This is a genomic window from Amycolatopsis halotolerans (genome assembly GCF_042647905.1).
Classification (GTDB): domain Bacteria; phylum Actinomycetota; class Actinomycetes; order Mycobacteriales; family Pseudonocardiaceae; genus Amycolatopsis; species Amycolatopsis halotolerans.
Map to the genome: position 1 here is coordinate 61,046 of NZ_JBHRWI010000043.1, position 21,706 is coordinate 82,751.

General features: G+C 69.1%; 19 protein-coding genes. 10 read left to right on the plus strand and 9 right to left on the minus strand.

The genetic code is table 11. The annotated features are described in order from the left end of the window. Window positions 1–5: 5 nt before the first annotated feature. The gene (locus ACFORO_RS32310; RefSeq protein ID WP_377873415.1) at window positions 6–2,384 is read right to left on the minus strand and encodes a ComEC/Rec2 family competence protein; all 2,379 of its coding nucleotides are present in this window, start codon (window positions 2,382–2,384) and stop codon (window positions 6–8) included. Then, complete coding sequence (locus ACFORO_RS32315; protein WP_377873416.1) at window positions 2,381–2,938, minus strand: helix-hairpin-helix domain-containing protein; 558 nt, start codon at window positions 2,936–2,938, stop codon at window positions 2,381–2,383. The genes ACFORO_RS32310 and ACFORO_RS32315 overlap by 4 nt, the downstream gene beginning before the upstream one ends. A gap of 814 nt (window positions 2,939–3,752) precedes the next feature. Here ACFORO_RS32315 and ACFORO_RS32320 point away from each other — a divergent pair. Beyond that, window positions 3,753–4,676: a GNAT family N-acetyltransferase gene (locus ACFORO_RS32320; protein WP_377873417.1), complete on the plus strand. Its 924-nt coding sequence runs from the start codon at window positions 3,753–3,755 to the stop codon at window positions 4,674–4,676. Beyond that, window positions 4,673–5,500, plus strand: coding sequence for a DUF3626 domain-containing protein (locus ACFORO_RS32325; RefSeq protein ID WP_377873418.1), 828 nt, complete (start codon window positions 4,673–4,675; stop codon window positions 5,498–5,500). Before ACFORO_RS32320 ends, ACFORO_RS32325 begins: the two co-directional genes overlap by 4 nt. Here ACFORO_RS32325 and ACFORO_RS32330 read toward each other — a convergent pair. From ACFORO_RS32330 to nadD, 5 genes are read right to left on the minus strand one after another with little or no spacing between them, the layout of a single operon-like run. Continuing rightward, window positions 5,497–6,342, minus strand: a complete 846-nt coding sequence (locus ACFORO_RS32330) for a DegV family protein (protein ID WP_354736790.1) — start codon at window positions 6,340–6,342, stop codon at window positions 5,497–5,499. The two genes, ACFORO_RS32325 and ACFORO_RS32330, sit on opposite strands and share 4 nt — an antisense overlap. A gap of 4 nt (window positions 6,343–6,346) precedes the next feature. Next, window positions 6,347–7,075, minus strand: coding sequence for a diglucosylglycerate octanoyltransferase (gene octT / locus ACFORO_RS32335; RefSeq protein ID WP_116200457.1), 729 nt, complete (start codon window positions 7,073–7,075; stop codon window positions 6,347–6,349). A gap of 4 nt (window positions 7,076–7,079) precedes the next feature. Beyond that, window positions 7,080–7,694 (minus strand): histidine phosphatase family protein, encoded by a 615-nt coding sequence (locus tag ACFORO_RS32340; protein WP_377873419.1) that lies wholly within the window; start codon window positions 7,692–7,694, stop codon window positions 7,080–7,082. Continuing rightward, complete coding sequence (gene rsfS, locus ACFORO_RS32345) at window positions 7,691–8,098, minus strand: ribosome silencing factor (protein WP_377873420.1); 408 nt, start codon at window positions 8,096–8,098, stop codon at window positions 7,691–7,693. The genes ACFORO_RS32340 and rsfS overlap by 4 nt, the downstream gene beginning before the upstream one ends. Before the next feature lie 44 nt (window positions 8,099–8,142). Further along, complete coding sequence (nadD, locus tag ACFORO_RS32350; RefSeq protein WP_344283797.1) at window positions 8,143–8,742, minus strand: nicotinate-nucleotide adenylyltransferase; 600 nt, start codon at window positions 8,740–8,742, stop codon at window positions 8,143–8,145. Window positions 8,743–8,908: 166 nt separating this feature from the next. Here nadD and ACFORO_RS32355 point away from each other — a divergent pair, with 166 nt between their 5' ends. The 3 genes from ACFORO_RS32355 (at window position 8,909) to argS (ending at window position 14,810) form a co-directional block, all read left to right on the plus strand. Next, window positions 8,909–11,017: a RecQ family ATP-dependent DNA helicase gene (locus ACFORO_RS32355; protein ID WP_377873421.1), complete on the plus strand. Its 2,109-nt coding sequence runs from the start codon at window positions 8,909–8,911 to the stop codon at window positions 11,015–11,017. A 727-nt stretch (window positions 11,018–11,744) separates the two neighbouring features. Continuing rightward, on the plus strand, window positions 11,745–13,034 hold the full coding sequence (locus ACFORO_RS32360; RefSeq protein WP_344283792.1) for an MFS transporter: 1,290 nt from the start codon (window positions 11,745–11,747) through the stop codon (window positions 13,032–13,034). Window positions 13,035–13,091: 57 nt separating this feature from the next. Beyond that, complete coding sequence (gene argS / locus ACFORO_RS32365) at window positions 13,092–14,810, plus strand: arginine--tRNA ligase (RefSeq protein WP_377873422.1); 1,719 nt, start codon at window positions 13,092–13,094, stop codon at window positions 14,808–14,810. A gap of 1 nt (window position 14,811) precedes the next feature. Here argS and ACFORO_RS32370 read toward each other — a convergent pair whose 3' ends face one another. Beyond that, complete coding sequence (locus ACFORO_RS32370; protein WP_377873423.1) at window positions 14,812–15,438, minus strand: TetR/AcrR family transcriptional regulator; 627 nt, start codon at window positions 15,436–15,438, stop codon at window positions 14,812–14,814. Between the two features lie 115 nt (window positions 15,439–15,553). On the opposite strand from ACFORO_RS32370, the gene ACFORO_RS32375 reads away from it, so the two are divergent. From ACFORO_RS32375 to ACFORO_RS32395, 5 genes are read left to right on the plus strand one after another with little or no spacing between them, the layout of a single operon-like run. Continuing rightward, the gene (locus ACFORO_RS32375; protein ID WP_354736781.1) at window positions 15,554–16,348 is read left to right on the plus strand and encodes an enoyl-CoA hydratase-related protein; all 795 of its coding nucleotides are present in this window, start codon (window positions 15,554–15,556) and stop codon (window positions 16,346–16,348) included. A gap of 2 nt (window positions 16,349–16,350) precedes the next feature. After that, the gene (locus ACFORO_RS32380; protein WP_377873424.1) at window positions 16,351–17,496 is read left to right on the plus strand and encodes an acyl-CoA dehydrogenase family protein; all 1,146 of its coding nucleotides are present in this window, start codon (window positions 16,351–16,353) and stop codon (window positions 17,494–17,496) included. Window positions 17,497–17,505: 9 nt separating this feature from the next. After that, entirely contained in the window at window positions 17,506–18,240 is a 735-nt protein-coding gene (locus ACFORO_RS32385; RefSeq protein ID WP_377873425.1) for an SDR family NAD(P)-dependent oxidoreductase, read from the plus strand. A 13-nt stretch (window positions 18,241–18,253) separates the two neighbouring features. Continuing rightward, on the plus strand, window positions 18,254–19,879 hold the full coding sequence (locus tag ACFORO_RS32390) for an AMP-binding protein (protein WP_377873426.1): 1,626 nt from the start codon (window positions 18,254–18,256) through the stop codon (window positions 19,877–19,879). Window positions 19,880–19,907: 28 nt separating this feature from the next. After that, a complete protein-coding gene (locus tag ACFORO_RS32395; RefSeq protein ID WP_377873427.1) occupies window positions 19,908–20,384 on the plus strand; it encodes a hypothetical protein in 477 nt (158 codons plus the stop codon). Between the two features lie 2 nt (window positions 20,385–20,386). Here the strand turns inward: ACFORO_RS32395 and ACFORO_RS32400 are convergent, their stop codons facing one another. Next, the gene (locus ACFORO_RS32400) at window positions 20,387–21,634 is read right to left on the minus strand and encodes an FAD-dependent oxidoreductase (RefSeq protein ID WP_377896694.1); all 1,248 of its coding nucleotides are present in this window, start codon (window positions 21,632–21,634) and stop codon (window positions 20,387–20,389) included. Between the last annotated feature and the right edge of the window lie 72 nt (window positions 21,635–21,706).

Below are 21,706 nucleotides of genomic sequence, written 5' to 3' on the forward strand. Positions count from 1 at the left end.
CCGCACTACCGCGGCGGACCCCGGGGCTCACCCCGGCGCGCGACCGCCGGTCCGCTCCCCGCGGGCAGAACAGCGGTGTCGCCGTCGACATCGGTCCGGGTGACTAGTACTCCCATCGTCCCGAGAACGTCCACTGTGGACTTGCTCGGATGTCCGTACCCGTTGCCCGCGCCGACACTGATCAGCGCCGTGCGCGGCCGCACCGCCGCGAGGAACTGCGGCAGCGAATACCTCGAGCCGTGGTGCGGCACCTTCAACACGTCGGCCCGCAGGTCGACGCCCTCGGCGAGCAGATCCGCTTGCGCGGCCAGCTCCACGTCTCCGGTCAGCAAAACCCGGCCAGCCGAGGTGTCCGCGCGCAGGACCACCGAACTGTTGTTGATCATCGTGCCGTCCTGCAGCGCGGGTGACCGAGTAGTGGCGTAGCGCGGACCCAGTACGTCCAGCGACAATCCCGGCCACTCCAGCCGTTGTCCCTCGCTCAACTGCATTAGCGGCACGCCACGACGCCGCGCTTCGCCGGAAACCGACTGCCACGCCCACGCAGGGGCACGTCCGGGCCCTACCGCGATCGCGCCGACTGCCCGTCCGTCGAATACCGAGGCGAGACCGCCGATGTGGTCCGCGTGCAGGTGGCTCAGCACGAGCAGCGGCACCCGTTCGACGCCCAGCCTCCGCAGGCATTCGTCGACCGGCCCCGGCTCCGGCCCGGTGTCGACGACCACGGCACGACCCGGCTCGGCCATCGCCAGAACTACCGCATCTCCTTGTCCGACATCGCATTCCACCATCGCCCAGCCGTCCGGCGGCCAGCCGGGAGCCAGCACTTTGGCTGGCACGACCGTCAGCAGCACGACGACCAGCCCGATCGCCACCAGCAGCCGGAGCCGGCGAAATCTTGCCGCTACCACCACTACGACCAGCAGGGCCGCCGCGCACAATCCGCCCCACCAGCCGCCAGGCCAGGACAGCGCCGCACCGGGTGCCCTCGCGCCGTGCCGAGCGACGGTGATCAGCCACCGGGCCTCCGGGTCCGCCAGGTGGACCAGCACCTGCCCGGCACCTGGCCACCACGGCCCGACGACTGTCGCGAGCACGCCCAGCACGGTGACCGGCGCGACCACTGGTGCCGCAAGGACATTGGTGACGACTGAGACCAGGCTGACCGTGCCCGCCATCCCGGCGATGACTGGTGCGGTGACCACGAACGCGGCCAGCGGGACAGCGAGGCCTTCGGCGTAACCGGGCGGAACTCCCCTTCGTACCAACGAATCCGCCCAGCGCGGCGCGAGCAGAACCAGCCCTGCCGTCGCGAGAACTGAGAGCGCGAAGCCGAAATTCGCCGCCATCGTCGGATCCCACGCCACCAGGACGCACACCGCGAAGGCCAGTGCGGGCAGCGCTGAACCGCGTCGTCCGAGGGCCAGCGCGAGCAACCCGATGCCGCCCATGACGCCTGCCCGCACCACACTTGGTTCAGGACCCACGAGGACGAGAAATCCTGCCAGACAGGTGCCCGCCGCTGCTGCGGAAAACCTTGGTCCCGCTCGAACCAATCGGCACAGGAGCAGGACCGCTCCGCCGATGATGACGAGATTTCCGCCGCTCACCGCCATCAGATGGGTGAGCCCCGAGGCAGTGAACTCACTCTCGACCCGCTGCGGCAGCGCGCTCGTGTCACCGAGCACCAGTCCGGGCAGCAGCCCCGCTGGTTCCTCCGGCAGGACCGCGCACAGCGAATGCAAGCTGTTGCGCAGGGCCGCGGCGGCGCGCTGCCACCACGGGGCCGACCCGACGTCGGCTGGTGCGGCACGGACGGAGAGCACTGCGGCGGTCAGCTCGCCGCCGCGCGCGGGCAGGAGCCGACCGGACGTCGTCGCTTCCTGGCCTGGCAGCAGACCGCTCCATCCCGCGACCGGTGCCAGCAACAGAACCCGGCCGGTCGATTCGACTGGCTGACCGTCCGCTGTGGCCGTGGTGACGCGGGCGGGGATCGCGACTGACCGGGTGCCCGCCTGCTGATCGGCGTAGCCAGCTTGGTGGATCGGCCGTGGGCGCTCGCTGATCTCGACCCGCAGCGTCGCAGTGACACCACGGGCAGCAGCGGCTCCCAGCGGGTCGGATGCCGCGTCGTGAATGCGAAGGGCCGTTGGCACTGCGGCAATGAGCCCCACTAGCAACAACGCTCCCCCGACGCCTACGTATCGGGAACGGCCTCGCGCTAGAAGCACCACCGCGCCGATGACCGCTACGGCTCCGACTGCGGTCGCGGCCCACCAGCCGAGTTGCAGTCCGGCAAGGGTGGCCGCCCATCCGGCGACAGCAGCGGGAACGAGGCGGAAATCGTGGTCACGCCGCGGCTTTTCCTCGGTTTCCAGTTTCATCCCACGGTCACCTGCTCGCGGAGCTTCTGGAATTTGCTTTCGCCGATGCCGTCGACGTCGCGAAGTTGTTCGACGCTCGAGAAACCGCCGTGCTGAGTGCGCCAGTCGGTGATGCGCCGGGCGGTGACCTCGCCGACGCCGGGGAGGCTGTCGAGTTGTTCGGCGGTCGCGGAGTTCAGGTCGATCTTGCTGGCTGCAGCGGCTGAACCGGCTGGTGCCGCCTGGGCGGCGGGGACGCCTACCGCCACCTGTTCGCCGTCGGTGAGTTTGCGGGCGAGGTTCAGCGCGGTCAGGTCGACGCCCGGGTTTGCACCACCGGCGGCGCGGAGGGCGTCGGCGACGCGGGAACCCGATGGAACCGTGACGAGTCCTGGGGATCGCACCTGGCCGACGACGCTGATCACCAGGTTCTCGTTGGTCTTCGACGCATGCGGTGCCTGCGCACGGGCAGTCGGGAGCTGCGGGGCGATTTCGGCTGCGGGCGAGCGGCCGAAAATCGCCAGGCCACCGGCGATGACGGCGGTGGCCGCCAGCAAGGCCAGGGCGAAGATCATTCCTCGGCGGCCCAGGAGCCCCGGCAGGCCCGTTGCGCCAGGGAGCCAGCGGCGGGTCCACCGCTGTTCGGTGTGTTCCGGCAGCCAGCTGCGGACGAGTTTGCCGCCGGGCAGCGAGCTTTCCGGTGGCGACGGGTTGTCGGCAAATGCAGACAGTCCGGCGCGGGGATCCGTGGGCCGTGAGAGACGCTGGGAGCCCGTCTCAGCCGCCGACTGGCCGTCCAGCAACGGTGAACTGTTAGCAACTGCAGACAGCCGGGCTTTCAGGCCCTTTGCTCGAGAGTGCGGCATCGAGTCAGGTGCAGCGTGGTCCGTACCTGCCAGCAGGGGACTGTCGGCAGGGCGCTTCAATCCTCCGCGCACGCCAGGCAGCTCCGTACTTACGGACAGCTGACTGTCTGCACTTGCCGACAACCGTCCGCGCGCTGACCGGCCCGCACGGCCGAGGGGCAGCCAGCGGCGTGCCGGACGGTCGCCGGGTCCGGCGGTGTGCGGGACCACGGCCAGCTGGTCGGCGAGCCAGGTGAGCCTGACGTTGACGGGAGTACCCGGATCCCGGGCGGACTGCTCGAACACACGATCGACGCTAGGCGTCGGCCGGCTCGGCGGCGAGAGGCTTCCGCGCGATCTGTGGACAACCCGCCCCTTGGGGACAACTCGGCTGTCACAGCCGGAGACGCGCCGAAATTTGTCGGAGTACGCGGTCATACTGGCGGGTTTGGCCGAAAGCACCGGGGGTCGAAAAGCGTTCGCACCTGCCGCTGTCATCCGCTAGACCTGGCAGTCAGCCGTCGAACGGGAGCATGCCGCAGCTGTGAATCACACCGACCTGACCTTGCGCCCGATCACCGGGCCGGAAGAACTCGATCTTTTCTGCCAGCTCACCTACGCCCTTGACCACGAATTGGCCGACGACCTCGCCGCCGGTCGCCGCAGGCCCGGCTGGATGTGGGTCGCGCTTCGCGGTGGCGAACTCGTCGCCAGGGCCGCGTGGTGGGGTCGTGCCGAGGAGCCGGTCCCGTTTCTGCTGGACGTTTTCGATGTTGAGGACGCGGCCGTCGGAGCGCGGCTGGTGCGAACCGCGATGGCGGAGATCCTGCCTCCGGGCACCAGGCCGCCGACCTACAACCGGATGATCCCCGCAGAGTGGCGCGACGAAGCCGCAGCCCGAAGCGTGGTCGAAGACCGGATGACCGCGCTCGAACAGGTCGGTGCCCAGCTGCTCGCCGAGCGGCTGCGCTTCGAATGGCGACCCGGGACTGCGGTCGCGCCGCCGCGGAACCGGCTGCTCTTCCGTCCGATCCGCGACGTGGACGAAATCCTCGAACTGATGACCCGCGTCCTGGACGGGACGCTCGACGCCCACAGCCGCGACGACCTGACCCGGATGTCCGCTCGGGAGGCGGCGCTCCGGCATTACGAGGACGAGCTGGCGCATTACCGCAGCCCACGGGACTGGTGGCGGGTCGCCACGCTGCCCGACGGCACGCCGGTCGGGTTCGTCACGCCCGCGCGCAACAACTACAACCCCGTCATCGGGTATCTCGCCGTCCTGCCCGAACATCGCGGCAACGGCTACATCGACGACATTCTCGCCGAGGGCACTCGAATCCTTGCCGCCCAAGACGTTTCTCGCATCCGAGCGGCGACGGACCTCGGCAACATCCCGATGGCGAACGCGTTCCGGCGCGCCGGGTATGTCAACTTCGAGCGCACGATCACGATGGCTTGGCCATGATTCGCGCGGAACCCTGGGAACGCGCGGTCGCCCACTTGGCCGGGTTGGCGACTGGCGGCCCGGCGGATCCGTCGTGGCGGGTCACGCTGCATTTCCACCCAGACCGGCTGGTCGACGGGGTGCCGATCCTGGAAAGCCTGGCGCGCGACGGCCGCTACCGCTCGCAGTTCGAGACCGGCGTCAGCAACGGCGGGCTGACCGCGCATCCGGGTGGAGACCGCTGGCGTTGGGAAAGCCGGTTGTTCGCTGGCGCTTACGACGACGTCGCGGCCGCGCACCGGCCGAAATACGGGTCGCTGAATTTTCGCGGCCGGAAGACAGGCGGCTCGCCGCGGTTCGGCTCGGCGTATCTGCGGCTCGCGCGGCACACAATGCCCCGGACGACTTTCGCTTATCCCGACAGCGTCTTCGAGCCGACCTCATTCGGCGTCGAGGCGCGCTTGTCCGAGCTCGTCGCGATTGCCGAGGCTGACGACCAAGATTTGCTGGACGACTACATCGAGGCGCAGGTGCATGGCGAGGTGGACCTGGCGCGGGACGTCGAGGCACTGGTTCTCGATCCGTCCTACCAAGGAACCGAAATCGAGGCGGCGGCTCGAAAACTGGGCACCGTCGAATGGCATGACGGGTTCCGGATCGACACCGGAGAACTGCTCCGGCATTCCGATTACCGCGGGCCGGAATTCACCGCACTGGGCGCCGAACTCGCCGAGGACGGGCAACTCAACCCGCGCGTCCTCGGGAAAGCCACCGGCCAAGACGAACAATCCCTCAAACGCGTCTGGCACCTGCTCGCGCGATTCGGCAACCAGGAACTCGGCTAGGCGCGCTGCACGACCACGCCGAGCACGCCAGGACCGGTGTGCGCGCCGATGACCGCGCCGATCTCCGACACCACGCATCCCCCGGCGCAGCCCGGAATCGCTTCCTCCAGCCGGTTCGCCAGTTCGACAGCTCGTTCCGGCGAAGCAAGATGATGCACCGCCAGCTCGACCGGCCCGGTGCCCGCCGCCTGCACGGACAACTCGACCAAACGCCCGATCGCGCGGTTCATTGTGCGCACTTTCTCCAGCGGCAAGATCCGGCCGTCGGACATGTGCAGCACCGGTTTCACCGCCAGCGCGGTGCCGAGCAACGCCGCGGCCGAACCGATCCGGCCGCCACGGCGCAGGTGTTCCAATGTCTCGACCACGAACAACGTCGACGACCGGTCGGCCGCTTCCGTTGCGACCGCTTCGACTTCCGCGGGGCTGGCTCCGGAAGCGGCGGCATCCGCGGCGTGCAGGGCGGCAAAGCCCAAACCCATCGCTGTGGTGCGGGAATCGACAACGCGGACCCGGTCCGAGCCGACTTCTTCCGCTGCCAGAACGGCGGCTTCCCAGGTGCCGGACAGCTCTCTCGACAGGTGCACCGACACGACCGCGTCCGCGCCAGCGTCGAGCGCGGCCCGGAATTCGGTGGCGAACTCGGCCGGAGTGGGCCGGGAAGTCGTGACGATCTTGCGCTCCCCCAGCGCTTCCGCGAGCGCGGCGGGACCCATTTCGACGCCGTCGAGCGAGCACACGCCTTCCACCAAGACGTGCAGAGGCACCACCCGCACCGAGTGCCGCTCGGCGAAGCCTTCGGGCAGGTGCGCGGTGGAGTCCGTGACCACGGCGACCGACACGCCGTCAGCCTACGTTGCCAGAGCCGAGGTGCGGGGCAACGAGCTTCGCCATCGCAGTGCCGACGGCTTCGTGCCCCGCCCATCCCCAGTGCATGCCGTCGGGATTTCCCGCGCCGCTCAAGACATGTTCGCCAACCACGCCGGGCGTGTCGAGCAACGGCACTTCGCGTCGCGCGGCCCACGAAGCGAGCGCAGCGGCTGCTTCGGCGCGTCCCGTGTGCACGCGTCCGTACGCATCAGCGCGGTGCACCGAAGGCAGCATCCCGAACACAGGCAACTCAGGGCGTAGCGCGCGCAACGCTTCGACGGACTGGTCCAGGTAGCTCACGCTCAGCCGCGCAGGAAGCACGCGAGGACGTCCGCGCATCACGACAGACAGCCGTGGCTGCGCAGCGAGATAGGCACCGCGTACAACGCGACGCACGCCGTCGGGGCGAAGGTAGCGAAGCCCCTGACGCAAGTACGTCGGCAGAGGCGACGGCAGTGTGTCCATGTGACCGACGGCGAGCACGACAGCGTCGACGCGACGCAGGTCCGCCCACACGCGCGGGTCGCCGGTAAGCGACCACCACAGGTCGCGCGCGGTCCAGCCGATGCCGGCGACGAGATCGGCCTGTCCGGACAACGCGTTCGCCGCGACGTTGGGCCACAGGCGCGGATCGTCGGCCGCGCAAGGGCCCTCGGGGCCGTGGAAACAGAGTGAATCGCCGAAGACGAGCAGCTGCGGGCTCATCGGGTCAGCCGGTGATGCCCGCGTTGTACGCGTGCAACCGCCACTTCCCCTCGCGGTGGCCGAGTTCGACCCAGTGGCAGTTCATGATCCCGCCGAGCGACGGCCACACCTCGACCGGAAGGCCGAGCAGCTTCGCGGTGAGCGCCAGGATCAGGCCGCCGTGCGAGGCGAGCAGGACCGATTCCTCGGCGTCGGAGTTCGGCTGCATCAGGTCGTTGACCACCTCGGCGGCGCGTTCGGCGACCTCGACCCGGGATTCGCCGCCGGGCGGGGCCCACGCGGCGTTGGTGCGCCACAGCTGGCGGTCGCCGGGATAGCCCTCGTCGACCTGGGCTCCGGTCAGTCCCTGCCACTCGCCGAGGTGCGTCTCGCGCAGCCGCTTGTCGATCTGCAGCGGCACGCCGATCGCCTCGGTGAGCACCGTCGCCGTGTCGGTGGCGCGGCGCAGATCGGACGCGATGACGAGCTCCGGAGCGAACCGCGCGAGCGCGGGCACGGCGAAGCGGGCCTGGTTCCAGCCGACCGGGGTCAGCGCCGAATCGAGGTGTCCCTGCATGCGGCCGGCGGCGTTGTAGTCCGTCTCGCCGTGCCGCCAGAGCAGCAGCCGCCGCGGGCTCACGCCTCCGGACCGTCCGCGTCGTTGGTGTCGTTGGCGGGGACCGTCGCGAGCCCTTCGACCTCGATCCGCGGGCAGTCCTTCCACAGCCGCTCGAGGCCGTAGAACGAGCGCTCGTCCGCGTGCTGGACGTGCACGACGACGTCGACGTAGTCGAGCAGCACCCAGCGGCCCTCGCGGGCGCCTTCGCGCCGGACCGGCTTGTGCCCCTCGATGCGGAGCTTCTCCTCCACGTTGTCGACGATCGCGCCGACCTGCCGCTCGTTGGCCGCGGACGCGATCACGAACGCGTCGGTGATCACGAGCTGCTCGGACACGTCCAGGACGACCACGTCGCTGGCCAGCTTGTCGGCCGCCGCGTGCGCGGCCGCCACCGCCAGGTCCCGTGCCTCGGACGTCGCTGCCACAGTGCTCCTTCAGATTCGGGGTATGCCCGGACGAGGGTACCCGGTCAGGCCTCGGCGTCCTTGCGGTAGAGGTCCTTCTTCGCGATGTAGCGCACAACGCCGTCGGGCACGAGGTACCAGACCGGCTCGCCGCGCTCGACGCGTTCGCGGCATCCGGTGGACGAGATGGACATGGCGGTGACCTCGACGAGGCTCACCTTGCCGCTCGGCAGATGGTGCGAGTTGAGCCGGTAGCCCGGGCGCGTGACGCCGATGAAATGCGCGAAGTCGAACAGCTCGCCGGCCTTGTGCCAGGTGAGGATCTGCTCGAGGGCGTCGGCCCCGGTGATGAAGAACAGCTCGTCGTCCGGGTACTCCTCGTGCAGGTCGCGCAGCGTGTCGACGGTGTAGGTCTGCCCGCCGCGGTCGATGTCGACCCGGCTCACCGAGAAGACCGGGTTGGACGCGGTGGCGATGACCGTCATCAGGTAGCGGTCCTCGGCGCGCGTGACGCGGCGGCCGGACTTCTGCCAGGGCTGCCCGGTCGGCACGAAGATGACCTCGTCGAGCGCGAACCGCGACTGGACCTCGCTGGCCGCGACGAGGTGGCCGTGGTGCACGGGGTCGAAGGTGCCGCCCATGACCCCGATCCGGCGTGGTGACATAGCCGGTGAGCCTATACGCGCGGGCACGCGAGGGCTTCCCGTCGCGACTGCGACCTAGGTTACTGTTGTGACATGAGTCACATAACTCTCCGTTTCCGACCGGAAACTGTCCGTTCCGGGTCGGTCGGCTCCGGGATTGTCGGGGGCATGGGGTAGACCGGGGGGCGTGGACACCACCGAAGCTCTCCGGACCCGCGCCGAGACCCTGCTCCGCGCGCTCGCCGGGGACAACGCCGCCCTCCGAGAGGACCAGTGGACCGCCATCGAGGCACTGGTCGCGCACCATCGGCGCGCGCTCGTCGTGCAGCGCACCGGCTGGGGAAAGTCGGCTGTGTACTTCCTGGCCACCGCGCTGCTGCGGGAACAGGGAGCGGGGCCGACGGTCATCGTGTCGCCGCTGCTCGCCCTCATGCGCAACCAGATCTCCGCCGCCGCGCGGGCGGGGATCCACGCCGCCACCATCAACTCGGCGAACGCGCAGGAGTGGGACCAGGTCCAGGCGTCGGTGGCCGCGGGCGAGGTGGACGTGCTGCTGGTCAGTCCGGAGCGGCTCAACAACCCGGACTTCCGCGACAGCGTGCTGCCGAAGCTCACCGCCAGCGCCGGCCTGCTGGTGGTGGACGAGGCGCACTGCATTTCGGACTGGGGCCACGACTTCCGCCCGGACTACCGGCGGCTGCGCACGCTGCTGGGCGACCTGCCCGAGGGCGTGCCGGTCCTGGCCACCACCGCGACCGCGAACGACCGGGTGGCCACGGACGTCGCCGAACAGCTCGGCATCGGCGGCGAGACGGACACGCTCGTCCTGCGCGGTCCGCTCGACCGGGAAAGCCTGCGGCTGGCGGTGGCCGAACTGCCGAGCGACGAGGCGCGGCTGGCCTGGCTCGCCGAGCACCTGGCGGAACTGCCGGGGTCGGGCATCATCTACACGCTCACCGTCGCCGCCGCGCACGACGTCGCCGCGCTGCTGTCCGATCGCGGCTATCCGGTGTCCGCCTACACCGGGAAGACCGATCCGGCCGACCGCCAGGCCGCGGAGGACGACCTGCTGGAGAACCGGGTCAAGGCGCTGGTGGCGACGTCGGCGCTCGGGATGGGGTTCGACAAGCCGGACCTCGGGTTCGTGGTGCACCTGGGCGCGCCTTCGTCGCCGATCGCCTATTACCAGCAGGTCGGCCGTGCCGGCCGTGGCGTCGAGCGGGCCGAGGTGGTGCTGCTGCCCGGGCGGGAGGACAAGGCGATCTGGGCGTACTTCGGATCGCTGGCGTTCCCGGACGAGCTGCGCGTCACGCAGGTGCTCAACGCGCTCGCGTACTCCGACCGTCCACTTTCGACAGCCGCGCTGGAGCCGACGGTCGAGCTTTCCCGGTCGCGGCTGGAGATGGTGCTGAAGGTGCTCGATGTGGACGGTGCGGTGCGCCGGGTGCGCGGCGGCTGGGAAAGCACCGGACAGCCGTGGGAGTACGACCGGGAACGGTACGAACGCGTCGGCGTCGCGCGGGCGGCCGAACAGGAGGCGATGCTCGGGTACATCCGCACGGCCGGGTGCCGGATGGAGTACCTGCGGCGGCAGCTCGACGATCCGGAGGCAGTGCCGTGCGGCCGGTGCGACAACTGCACCGGGGAGCATTGGAACGCGGCGGTGTCCGAGGAAGTCGCGGGCGAGACGCGGGCACGGCTGGACCGGCCCGGGGTCGCGGTGGCGCCGCGCAAACAGTGGCCGAGCGGAATGAAAGGGCTCGACGTGCCGCTGTCGGGCCGGATCAAGACGGAGGAGCAGGCCGAGCCGGGACAGGTGCTGGGCCGGCTCACGGACGTCGGCTGGGGCGGCCGGCTGCGCGAACTGCTCGGCCCGGGCGCGCCGGACACCGAGGTCCCCGACTCGGTTTTCGACGCCTGCGTGAAGGTGCTCGCGGGATGGCAGTGGGCGCAACGTCCGGTGGCGGTGGTGGCGATCCCGTCGGCGACGCGGCCGCAGTTGGTGGACAGCCTCGCGTTGCGCTTGTCGGCGATCGGGCGGCTGGACTACCTGGGAGAGCTGGCCTCGGCCGGGCCGCCGCCCCGGCAGGCGAACAGCGCGCAGCGGCTGGCTGATTTGTGGCGGAGGCTGAGCCTGCCGGAGGACGTGGCGGCGAGTGTCGCGCAGGCGCAGGGCCCGGTGCTGCTGGTGGACGATCTGATCGACACCGGTTGGACGATGACGCTGGCGTCCCGGCTGCTGCGCAAGGCCGGGGCGGAGGGGGTGTTGCCGTTCGCGTTGGCGACCACTGCTTGATGCGCGGTGCGGTGTGGTGCGGCGCGGGCTGGGCCGGATCGGCTTGAGATGCCCTGGGCGGCTGGCCGGGATGGGCTTGAGATGCCCTGGGCGGCTGGGCGGGATGGGCTTGAGATGCCCTGGGCGGCTGGGCGGGATGGGCTCGGAGTGCTGAAACCTGGGTGACTGGCCGGGATGGGCTTGAGATGCGCCGAGACATCGGCGAGCGGCCGGGATGGGCTTGAAGTGCGCTTCGGCCTGCGTGTCCGGGCGGGATCGGTTTGAGCGGAGCTGGAGCCTGGGCGAGATGGGGTTGAGCGTACGGCGGACCGGTGCGGAATGAGGCCGTGTTTGCGGCGGGAGCCAGCCGAGGCGCGGCTAGTCCTGCCGGGTTGATCCGGACCGGTGCGCGAGCGCTGCATCGGTGATGCTGCGGCGACGCCTGCCTCAGCGGTGCGCCCGATCCGTGCCACCTGATCGCGGCCGTTCTTGTGGCCACCGGATGCCATGCCCACGAACGAAGCGGGCGGGCGAGGACAAGCCCTGGTCTAGCGGCCCGGCTCAGCCAGCGCGGACTGAGCGCCCCCATCGCCACCCGAGCCTCCATGATCCCCGTGCGGCCAAAGCATTCCCGCGTCACGGACCGCAGTGGGACAAGCACCAACTGCCATCATGGGGCGAGATCTACCGATCTCCGGGCATTTCTGGCAAAGTCCCGTTCCACTCGTGCGGACGTGGAGGTTGCCCGATGGCCGGTCCTACGACCGAAGGCGTCGCCCGGCATCGGTTGCCGGTGCGGAAGTTGTTCGCTGCCAGTGCGGGCAATGCGCTCGAGTGGTTCGACTGGACGATCTACGCGACCTTCAGCATCTACTTCGCCGGCGCGTTCTTCCCTCCTGGCAACGAAACGCTCGCGCTGATCAACACCTTCGCCACCTACGCGCTCGCGTTCTTCTTCCGGCCCCTCGGCGGCGTGCTGCTCGGGCGCTTCGCCGACGTGCACGGGCGCAAGCCCGCCATGTTGCTCACCATTTCGCTGATGGCGGGCGGGTCGGTCGCGATCGGCGTGCTTCCGACGTTCGCGCAGGTCGGGTGGCTGGCTCCGATTCTTCTGCTGCTCGCGCGGATCGCGCAGGGGCTTTCGCTCGGCGGGGAGGTGTCCAACGCTTCCGCGTACCTCGGCGAGGTCGCGCCCAAGGAGCGGCGCGGGCGATATTCCTCCTTCTTCTATATCTCGACCGGGTCGGCGGTGCTCATCGCGACGGTGCTCGGGTTCGTCCTCGCCCGCACGATGGACAAGGCGCACCTCACCTCGTTCGGCTGGCGGATTCCGTTCCTGCTCGGCGGCGTGCTCGGGCTGGTCGGGCTGTGGCTGCGGCGCAGTCTTGAAGAAACCGAGCTGTACCACGAGAAAAAGGAGAGCGCGCGGCAAGTGAAGCGGCCGTTGCTCACCACGGTCACCCAGCATCCGCGGGCGGTCGGGCAGCTCATCGGGTTCTCGATGCTCTCGACGCTTTGCTACTACACCTTCTTCAGCGCCCTCACCTCCTTCGCGGTCAAGGGGCGCGGCGCGAACGACGTCGACACCTTTCTCGCGCTTTCCATCGCGACCGCGCTCTTCGTCGTCCTCCAGTACCCGATGGGCGCACTCGCCGACCGGCACGGGCGGCGGCCTCAGCTGCTGGTCTGGTCCGGGGCTACGGCACTGGTGATCGTGCCGCTCTCCTACCTCGTGCGGCCCGGGTTCGGGAATCTGCTCATCGTGTTCTGCGTCGGCCTCGCGCTCTACACCGCGATGACCTCGCTCGCCCCGGCGATCATGAGCGAACTCTTCCCCACCGAACTGCGCGGGCTCGGCATCGGCGCTTGGTACAACCTGACTGTCGCCGTGTTCGGCGGGACCGCGCCGCTCGTGCTCAGCGCGCTCTCCGCGGCGGGCGCTGCCACTGCCTTCTTCTGGTACGTCGCGGTCGCGGCGGCGATCGCGTTCTTCGTGATCCTCCGGATGCCCGAAACGAAGGGCAGCGAACTGCGGTAAACCCGCTCGCGCGCGGTCGGTAGGCTTCACCGATCGACTACGCGAAGGAGGGACACCGTGCGCAAGCCCGAGGTTAGTGAGGAACTCGCCCGACGCGTGGTGGCCTCGCTCCGCCGCGCGTTCGACGTCGACCTCGACCCGTCCGAGGCGCTCATCGCGGTGTCCACTCGCGACGGTGTCGACTACCAGTGCAACCTGGCGATGAGCCTCGGCAAACGGCTCGGCAAACCGCCGCGCGAGGTCGCGGCCGGGATCGTCGAGAACCTGGAGCTGGACGGGATCGCCGACCAGCCGGAGATCGCCGGGCCCGGCTTCCTGAACTTCGTGCTGCGCCGCGAATGGCTCGAACAGCGCGTCGCCGAGCAAGCGGAAGACGACCGGCTCGGGGTCGCCGAAGCCGAGCAGCCGCGCCGGATCGCGCTCGATTACAGCAGTCCCAACGTCGCCAAGGAAATGCACGTCGGGCACGTGCGCTCCACCGTGATCGGCGACGCGATCAGCAGGCTGATGCGTTTCGTCGGGCACGAAGTGCTGCCGCACAACCACCTCGGCGACTGGGGCACGCCGTTCGGCATGCTCATCGAGCATCACCTGGACGAACCGTCCGGGGACCGCAGCGACCTCAACGCGTTCTACCAGGCCGCGCGCCGGAAGTTCGACGCCGACGAGGCGTTCGCGACCCGCTCCCGCGAGCGCGTCGTGAAGCTCCAGGGCGGCGACGCGGACACACTCGCCTTCTGGCAGGAACTCGTCGACGAGTCGACAAGGCACTTCAACGCGGCCTATCGCCAGCTCGGCATCACGCTCACCGACGACGACATCTACGGCGAAAGCTTCTACAACCCGTATCTGGGCGAAGTCGTCGACGAACTCGAAGCCGACGGGCTCACCGAGATCAGCGACGGCGCGGTCTGTGTGTTCCCGGAGGGCTTCAGCAACCGCGAAGGCGACCGGCTCCCGCTGATCGTCCGCAAGCGCGACGGCGGCTACGGCTACGCGGCCACCGACCTCGCCACCATCCGCTATTGGACCGCCGAACGCGGCGCGACCGACCTGCTGTACGTCGTCGGCACCCCGCAAGCGCAGCATTTCGCGATGATCTTCTCGGTGGCGCGTGCGGCGGGCTGGCTCGACGGCGTGCACGCCGAGCACATCGGGTTCGGCTCGATTCTCGGCGCGGACGGCAAGGTGATGCGCACTCGCGCGGGCGAGACGATCAAGCTCGCCAGTCTGCTCGACGAAGCGGTGGCGCAGGCCGCGGAAATCGTTGCGGAGCGCAGTGAACTCAGCGAGGAAGAGCAGCAGGAGGTCGCGCGCGCAGTCGGGATCGGCGCGGTGAAGTACGCCGATCTTTCCAGCGACCGCGAACGCGACTACGTGTTCGACTGGGACCGTATGCTCGCCAAGGACGGCAACACGTCCGTCTACCTCCAGTACGCGCACGCGCGGATCGAGTCGATCCTCGCCAAAGCTGGAGAACCCGCCGGGAACGCGCCAGTCCTGCTCAAAGAACCGGCGGAACGCGCGCTCGCTCTGACGCTGTTGCGGTTCAGCGAAGCGATCAGCGCGGCGACGTCCGCGTACGCGCCGCACAAGCTGTGTACGTACCTGTACGACACCGCGGTCACGTTCTCGCGCTTCTACGAACAGTGCCCGGTGCTGACTGCGGAAACGCCGGAGCTGCGCGCTTCGCGGGTACAGCTGGCCACGCTCACGTCGCGCACTCTCGTGCAGGGATTGGCATTGCTCGGCATCGAAGCACCGCGACGCCTCTGAATCAGGGGCCGATGTGGACGAGCGCCATCAACGTATCGGCGACCTCGTCCACCGCTTTCCCCCGCGCGGCGGACGGCAGTTCACCGCACCACGTCGGCGCCTGGCTCATCGCGGCATGCATGCACTGCAGCACGGTGTCGACGCTGGTGACGGTGAACTCTTCGCTCGCCAAGCCTTCTTCGATCAGCGCGCGGAAGAGCGAGTCGTGGCGGAGGCGGAGTTCCTTGATGCGTTCGCGTTGCGCGCTCGGCCATTCGCGCGGCATCAGGAAGAGCCGCAGCGCCGCCGGATAGTCGTTGACCGCGATCGTGACGTGCTCGTGGATCAACGCGCGCAGCCGGACTTCCGGCGTGCCTTCGATGCGTTCGAGCAGTTGCTCCAGCCGAGCCGTCCACTCGTCGCCGAGCGTCTCGATCGCCGCCGTCCCTAGCTCGTCTTTGCTGGAGAAGTAGTAGTACAGCGAGCCCTTCGTGACGTCGAGGCGCTCGGCGACGTGCTCCAGGCTCACCGCGTCGTAGCCGCGTTCGCCGAACAGCTCGGCCGCCGCCGTCAGGATCTCCTGGATCCGCTTGCCCCGTTTGCGCTGGACGCGCTCGGACGGCGGCTTCACCCCGTTCACCGCGCCCATCTCGCTCCTCCACGTTCTTCGCTGCCCCGAAAGCCTACCGGTTGACCGCAAGTTCAACTCTTGACTTGAGAGTCAAATTTTGTCACCGTGGTCAGACGACAGACGGGAGCGGACGATGGAGTTCGAGGACATCCGGTACGAGATCGACGGCCCGGCCGCGGTCGTCACGATCGACCGGCCGGAGCGCTACAACGCCTTTCGCGGGCGGACGGTCGACGAGCTGATCAAGGCGTTCCGCTTGGCGTGGGCGGACAAGCAGGTGCAGGCGGTGATCCTCACCGGCGCCGGCGAGAAGGCGTTCTGCACCGGCGGCGATGTCAAACAGCGCGCGGAGACCGGCGATTACGGCCCCACCGAAAGCGGCATGTTCGAGATCGGCAACCTGCACAAGCTCATCCGCGACATCCCGAAACCGGTGATCGCCGCGGTCAACGGCGTCGCGGTCGGCGGCGGGCACGTGCTGCACGTCCTGTGCGACGTCACGATCGCCAGCGAGACCGCGCGGTTCGGCCAGGCCGGTCCGCGGGTCGGGTCGTTCGACGCCGGGTTCGGTTCGGCGTATCTCGCGCGGGTCGTCGGCGAGAAGAAGGCGCGCGAGATCTGGTTCTTCTGCCGCCAGTACGACGCGGCCGAGGCCGAGCGAATGGGTCTGGTCAACGCCGTCGTCCCGCCGGGCGAGCTGCTCAAGACCGCCAAGGCGTGGGCCGACGACACTGCCGCGCTAAGCCCGACCGCACTGCGTTTCCTCAAGCAGTCCTTCAACGCGGACACCGATCACCAGGCCGGACTGTCCAATTTGGCCATGTCCGCACTCGACCTGTTCACCGCCTCGCCCGAGGGCTTGGAAGGTGCGCAAGCGTTTGCGGAGAAGCGCAAGCCGGACTTCGTCTCGCACGTGAACTGGCACTGACCATGGACTTCACGTTCACCGACGACGAGGACGCCTACCGGCACGAGCTGCGCCGGTTCGCCGCGAAAGTCCTTGCGCCGCATTACCAATCCGACGACAAGGCGGCGAAGCTGCGGCCCCAGCTCGTCGCGGACCTGGCGTCGATGGGCCTGACCGGCCTGCGCATCCCGGAACGCCACGGCGGCCAGGAGGCCAGCGCGGTCGTCGCCGGGATGGCGGCCGAGGAGGTCGCGCGCGGCGACTTCAACGCGGCCTATCTCATCATCGTCAGCGCGCTGGTCAGCGACATCCTCACCCGCAACGCGACTGAGGAGCAGCAGACCGCGTGGCTGCCGCCGATCGCGTCCGGCGAGGTCGTGCCCGCGTTCTGCATCACCGAACCCGGGCACGGCACCGACGCGGCGAAGCTGGAGATGAAAGCCGAACCGGACGGCGACGGATGGCGGCTCACCGGCGAGAAAACGTCCATCACGCTGGGGATGTCCGCCGACGTCGCGCTCGTGCTCGCCCGCACCGGCGGCCCCGGTGCCCGTGGGGTCAGCGCGTTCTGGGTCGAACTGGACGACGCGTATGTCTCGCGGGCGGCGTTCGACGATCTCGGCAGCCGGGCGATCGGCCGGGCATCTTTGCACTTCGACGGGCTGCCCGTGCCGCGAGAAGCGCTGGTCGGCGGCGAGGGCCAGGGCTTTGTCTCGGTGATGCAGGGTTTCGACTACTCACGCGCCATCATCGGGCTCGGTTGCCTTGGCGCGGCTCAGGTTTCACTCGACGAAGCGGTGCAGTGGTCCCGCGACCGAGAGGCGTTCGGCAGTCCGATCGGCACCTTCCAAGGCGTCGCGTTCCCGCTCGCTGAGCAGGCGACGTACCTGCGCGGTGCCCGGCATGTCTGTTACGAAGCATTGTGGCGCAAGGACAACGACGTCGAGCACAGCACCGAGGCCGCGATGGCGAAGTTCTGGGCGCCGAAGCTCGCCGCCGAGACCATCCACCAGTGCCTGCTCACGTTCGGGCACCTCGGGTACTCCAGCGAAAGCCCGGTCGGGCAGCGGCTTCGCGACGTGATCGGCCTCGAAATCGGCGACGGAACCGCGCAGGTGTCGAAGCTCGTCATCGCACGCAACCTGCTCGGCCGCGCTTACGCCCCCTAGGGAGACATCATGCTCAAGGACAAAATCGTCATCGTCACCGGCGCGGGCCAGGGCATCGGTCGCGGCATCGCCGAGAAGCTGGCCGCCGAGGGCGCGACCGTCGTGGTCAGCGACATCAACGAGACCACCGCGAAGGAAACCGCGTCCGCGATCGGCGGGGTCGGGGTGAAGACCGACGTCACCTCCCCCGAGTCCGTCGCCGCCGCGGTCGAGCAGGTCCGCGCGCAGTTCGGCCGGATCGACGTGCTGGTCAACAACGCCGGCTGGGACAAGGCGGGACCGTTCGTCGAGTCCGATCGCGCCGATTGGGACCGCGTCGTGCAGATCAATCTCTACGGCGTGCTCAACACCTGCCGCGAGGTCTTGCCGGTGATGGCCGAACAGGGCTTCGGCTCCGTGGTCAACATCGCGTCCGATGCCGGTCGCGTCGGTTCGTCGGGCGAGGCGGTGTACTCGGCGGCGAAGGGCGGCATCATCGCGTTCACGAAGTCGATCGCGCGAGAACTGGCGCGCAGCAAGGTCAACGCGAACGTCGTCTGCCCCGGTCCCGCCGACACCGAACTGTTCGCCTCGCTCGGCGGCGACAACCCGAAACTGCGCGAAGCACTGACGAAAGCCATCCCGTTCCGGCGGCTCGCGCAGCCGTCCGACATCGCGAACGTGGTCGCCTTCCTGGCTTCCGACGAAGCCGCCTATGTCACCGGCCAGACCGTCAGCGTCAGCGGCGGCCTCACCATGAGCTGACCCGGAGCCCGCCATGCCGTTCGCGACGATCCTCAACGACGAGACGATCGAGGCCCACACCCAAGCCGGGTACTGGGTGAACCGCACCATCACCGACTACCTCGACGACGCCGCGGCGGCCACGCCGGACAAGACCGCATTTGTCGATTCGCAGCGCAGTATCACCTTCGGCCAGCTCAAACATGAGGTCGATCGGTGCGCACGAGGGCTGCTGGAACTGGGCGTCCAGTCTGGCGACGTCGTGTCGTTCCAGCTGCCGAACCGGATCGAGTGGATCGTCGTGCACTACGCGGCGAGCCGGATCGGCGCGGTCAGCAATCCGCTCATCCCGATCTACCGGGACCGCGAGGTCGGCTTCATGGTGGCGCTCGCGAAGTCGAAAGTCCTGGTGGTGCCGCAGGAATTCCGTGGTTTCGACTATCCGGCGATGGCGCGGCGGCTCCGTCCGCAGTGGCCTGATCTGGAGCACGTGCTGGTGGTTGGATCGTCCTGGGACAAGTTCGCCGCGACGCCCTGGGAAGAGCGGCGGGAACTGCCGTCGTGGCGGCCTGACCCGAACGACGTCACGCTGCTGATCTTCACCTCCGGCACCACCGGCGAGCCCAAAGGCGTGATGCACACGCACAACACCGCGATCGCCGCGAACAACCCGCTTCCTGACCGGCTCGGCATCACCTCCGACAGCGTCCTGCACATGGCGTCGACGCTCGCGCACCTCACCGGTTTCCTTTACGGCGCAAGGCTCGGCGTGCAGAACGGCGCGACCTGCGTGCTGCAGGAAGTGTGGGATGCCGCGCGGTTCGTCGAACTGGTCGCCGAACACGGCATCACCTACACCTCCGCCGCCACGCCGTTCCTGCACGACCTGCTGGCCGCACCGAACCTCGCCGAGCACGATCTCCAGTCCCTGCAACGGTTCTGCTGCATGGGCGCACCGATCCCGCGAGCGCTCGTACGGCAAGCGCGGCAGAAGCTGCCCGGCCTCGTCGTGCTCGGCGGCTGGGGGCAGAGCGAGGACGCGCTGGTCACGCTCGGCCTCCCGGGCGATCCGGACGACAAGCTGATCGACACCGACGGCTATCCCTGGCCGGGGATGCGGATCCGGGTCGTCGACGCGGACGGGACCGAATTGCCGCCGGGCACCGAGGGCCGTCTGCAGGTCGCCGGGCCGTTCCTGTTCGTCGGCTACGCGGAACGGCTCGAACTGGCCCGCGAGAGTTTCGCCGGCGACTGGTTCGACACGGGTGATCTCGCGGCCATCGACGCCGACGGGTACCTCCGCATCGCGGGCCGGACCAAGGACGTGATCATCCGCGGCGGAGAGAACATCCCGGTCGCGTACGTGGAGAACGTCCTTTACGAACACCCGGACGTCGAAGCGGTCGCCGTGGTCGCGGTGCCCGATCCACGGCTGCAGGAACGTGCGTGCGCCTGTCTCGTGCTCAACTCTGGCGCACACCTGGACCTGGAAAAGCTGCGCGGCTTTCTCGCGGAGAAGGGCGTCGCCAAGCAGTACTGGCCGGAGCGCGTGGTGCTGTTTCCGGCACTCCCCCGGACCGCCAGCGGCAAAATCCAGAAGTTCCAGCTCCGCGCGCTGGTGGAAAAGCAGAGCGGGACCGGTCCCGAGCCACCTCAGTAGCTTCGGGCGCGAGAGAGGGGAGAATCTCGTGTCCCGCAACGATCCCGACTTCGCCCGCGCCCTCGCGCTGGTCGACGAAGCGCTGACCCGGCTCCGCCGCCCGATCCGCCGCGAACGACGGCGGCTGCGCTGGGAGCAGTGGCGGCGGCGTCCCTACTACCGCTTCGAACCGGACGGCAGGAAACCGCAGCTCGTGCACCTGGCCGGACTCCGCGTCACTCCACTGTGGACGACCGTCGGCACCGGGGTCTCCGACGTCGACGTGCGCTATCCGGTGACCGCGCGCCGCCGGTTCACGATCGGGTGGCGCTGGCTCGTGCGGCACGACTACGACGAGTACCGCGTGCCGATCTCGCTGGTCGCCGACGCGAGCGGCCAGGCGGTGCTGATCGCGCCGGGCGGCCGGGCGTTCACCGCGGACGAGACCGGCTGGCATGCCCTGGCCGCGCTCCTGTACACGGAGTACGCCATGCCGCCCGGCGGACGCTGGTACGGCGCGGGCTGACCTCAGCGGGCTCGCAGCTTCCGCCGCAACGAGAGGCCCGCTCCCATGGCGGCCATCGAAGCGCGCATCGCACCGCGGCTGAACCGGCTGTCAGTCACGAACTGATCTGCGCTGCGGAGCGAACCGCGCACTTGCGGGTACGCGTACTTACGCATCTGCCGTTCGTAGTCGGCGACCGCGGCTGTCACATCGCCGCCTTGGGAAAGGTTGCGGCACAACACTTGTGCGTCGCGGAGGGCGACGTTCGCGCCGATGCCGCGGAACGGGGTCATGCTGTGCGCGGCGTCGCCGAGCAAGGTGACCGGACCGGTCTCCCACGCGCGGACGGGCACCGACGTGCGGATCGGCAGCATGGCCACCGTGGCGTCCAGCGAGTCCCGCACCACCCGGCTGAACGACGGGTGCCAGTCGCGGATCCGGTCCAGCACCACCGACCGCAGCTCCGGCACGGTCAGCTCGGCGAGGTCCGCCGGGAAGTGCGCCGCCTTCGCGCCATAGGACCACATCACGTAGCTGCTGGTGTTGTCGAACAGCACCGGGTCGACGGTCGCGGTCTCGTCGTTCTCCGAAGCCGCCGAAAACTCGTGCGGCGCGGTGAACATCCCGCAGCCGGGAGGCGGCAGCACGAACGTCGGGGCCGTCGCCAGCCGTCGCGGGATCAGCGCGCGGGACTCGGCGGTCAACGGGAATTTCCCGATGACGGTGCGGATCCCGGTGTCCACGCGCTTCGCGTGCGGCAACAGCTGCGCGCGGATCCGGGAGTTCGCGCCGTCCGCGCCGACCACCAGGTCCGCTTCGGCGGTGGTGCCGTCGGCGAAGTGCAGGCCGACCCCCTTGGCGTCGGTCTCGTACCGCACGAACTCCTTGTCGTACCAGAGGACTTCGTCCAGCCCGGACGACAGCACCTGGTGCATCGAAATCCGGCTGACCGAATGGTGCGCGGCGGCCGGGTCGCCGCTGGGCGGAGCGTCGAAGACCGCCAGCTCGCGCATCTTCTCGGTGACAAACCCGAAGGTCCCCTCGCTTACCCCCGTGGTGGCCAGGAACCGCTCCCACGCCGCCGCCGGGAGGCACTCGTGCAGCGCCGCGGAGCCCATCGGCGCGATGTGCACCCGGTAGCCCTGCAGCCGATCGGCCCGGGTGCGGCTGCGCTCGTAGACCGACACCTGGAATCCGGCTCGCATCAGGCCGTGCGCCAGGCACAACCCGCCAGTGCCGCCGCCTACTACCGCCACCTTGATCTTGTTCACGGTCATCCCCTCTCGGTCGGCCTCCATAATTATCCAAGTGGATGATTGTGTCAACTTTCAGGATGATTAACG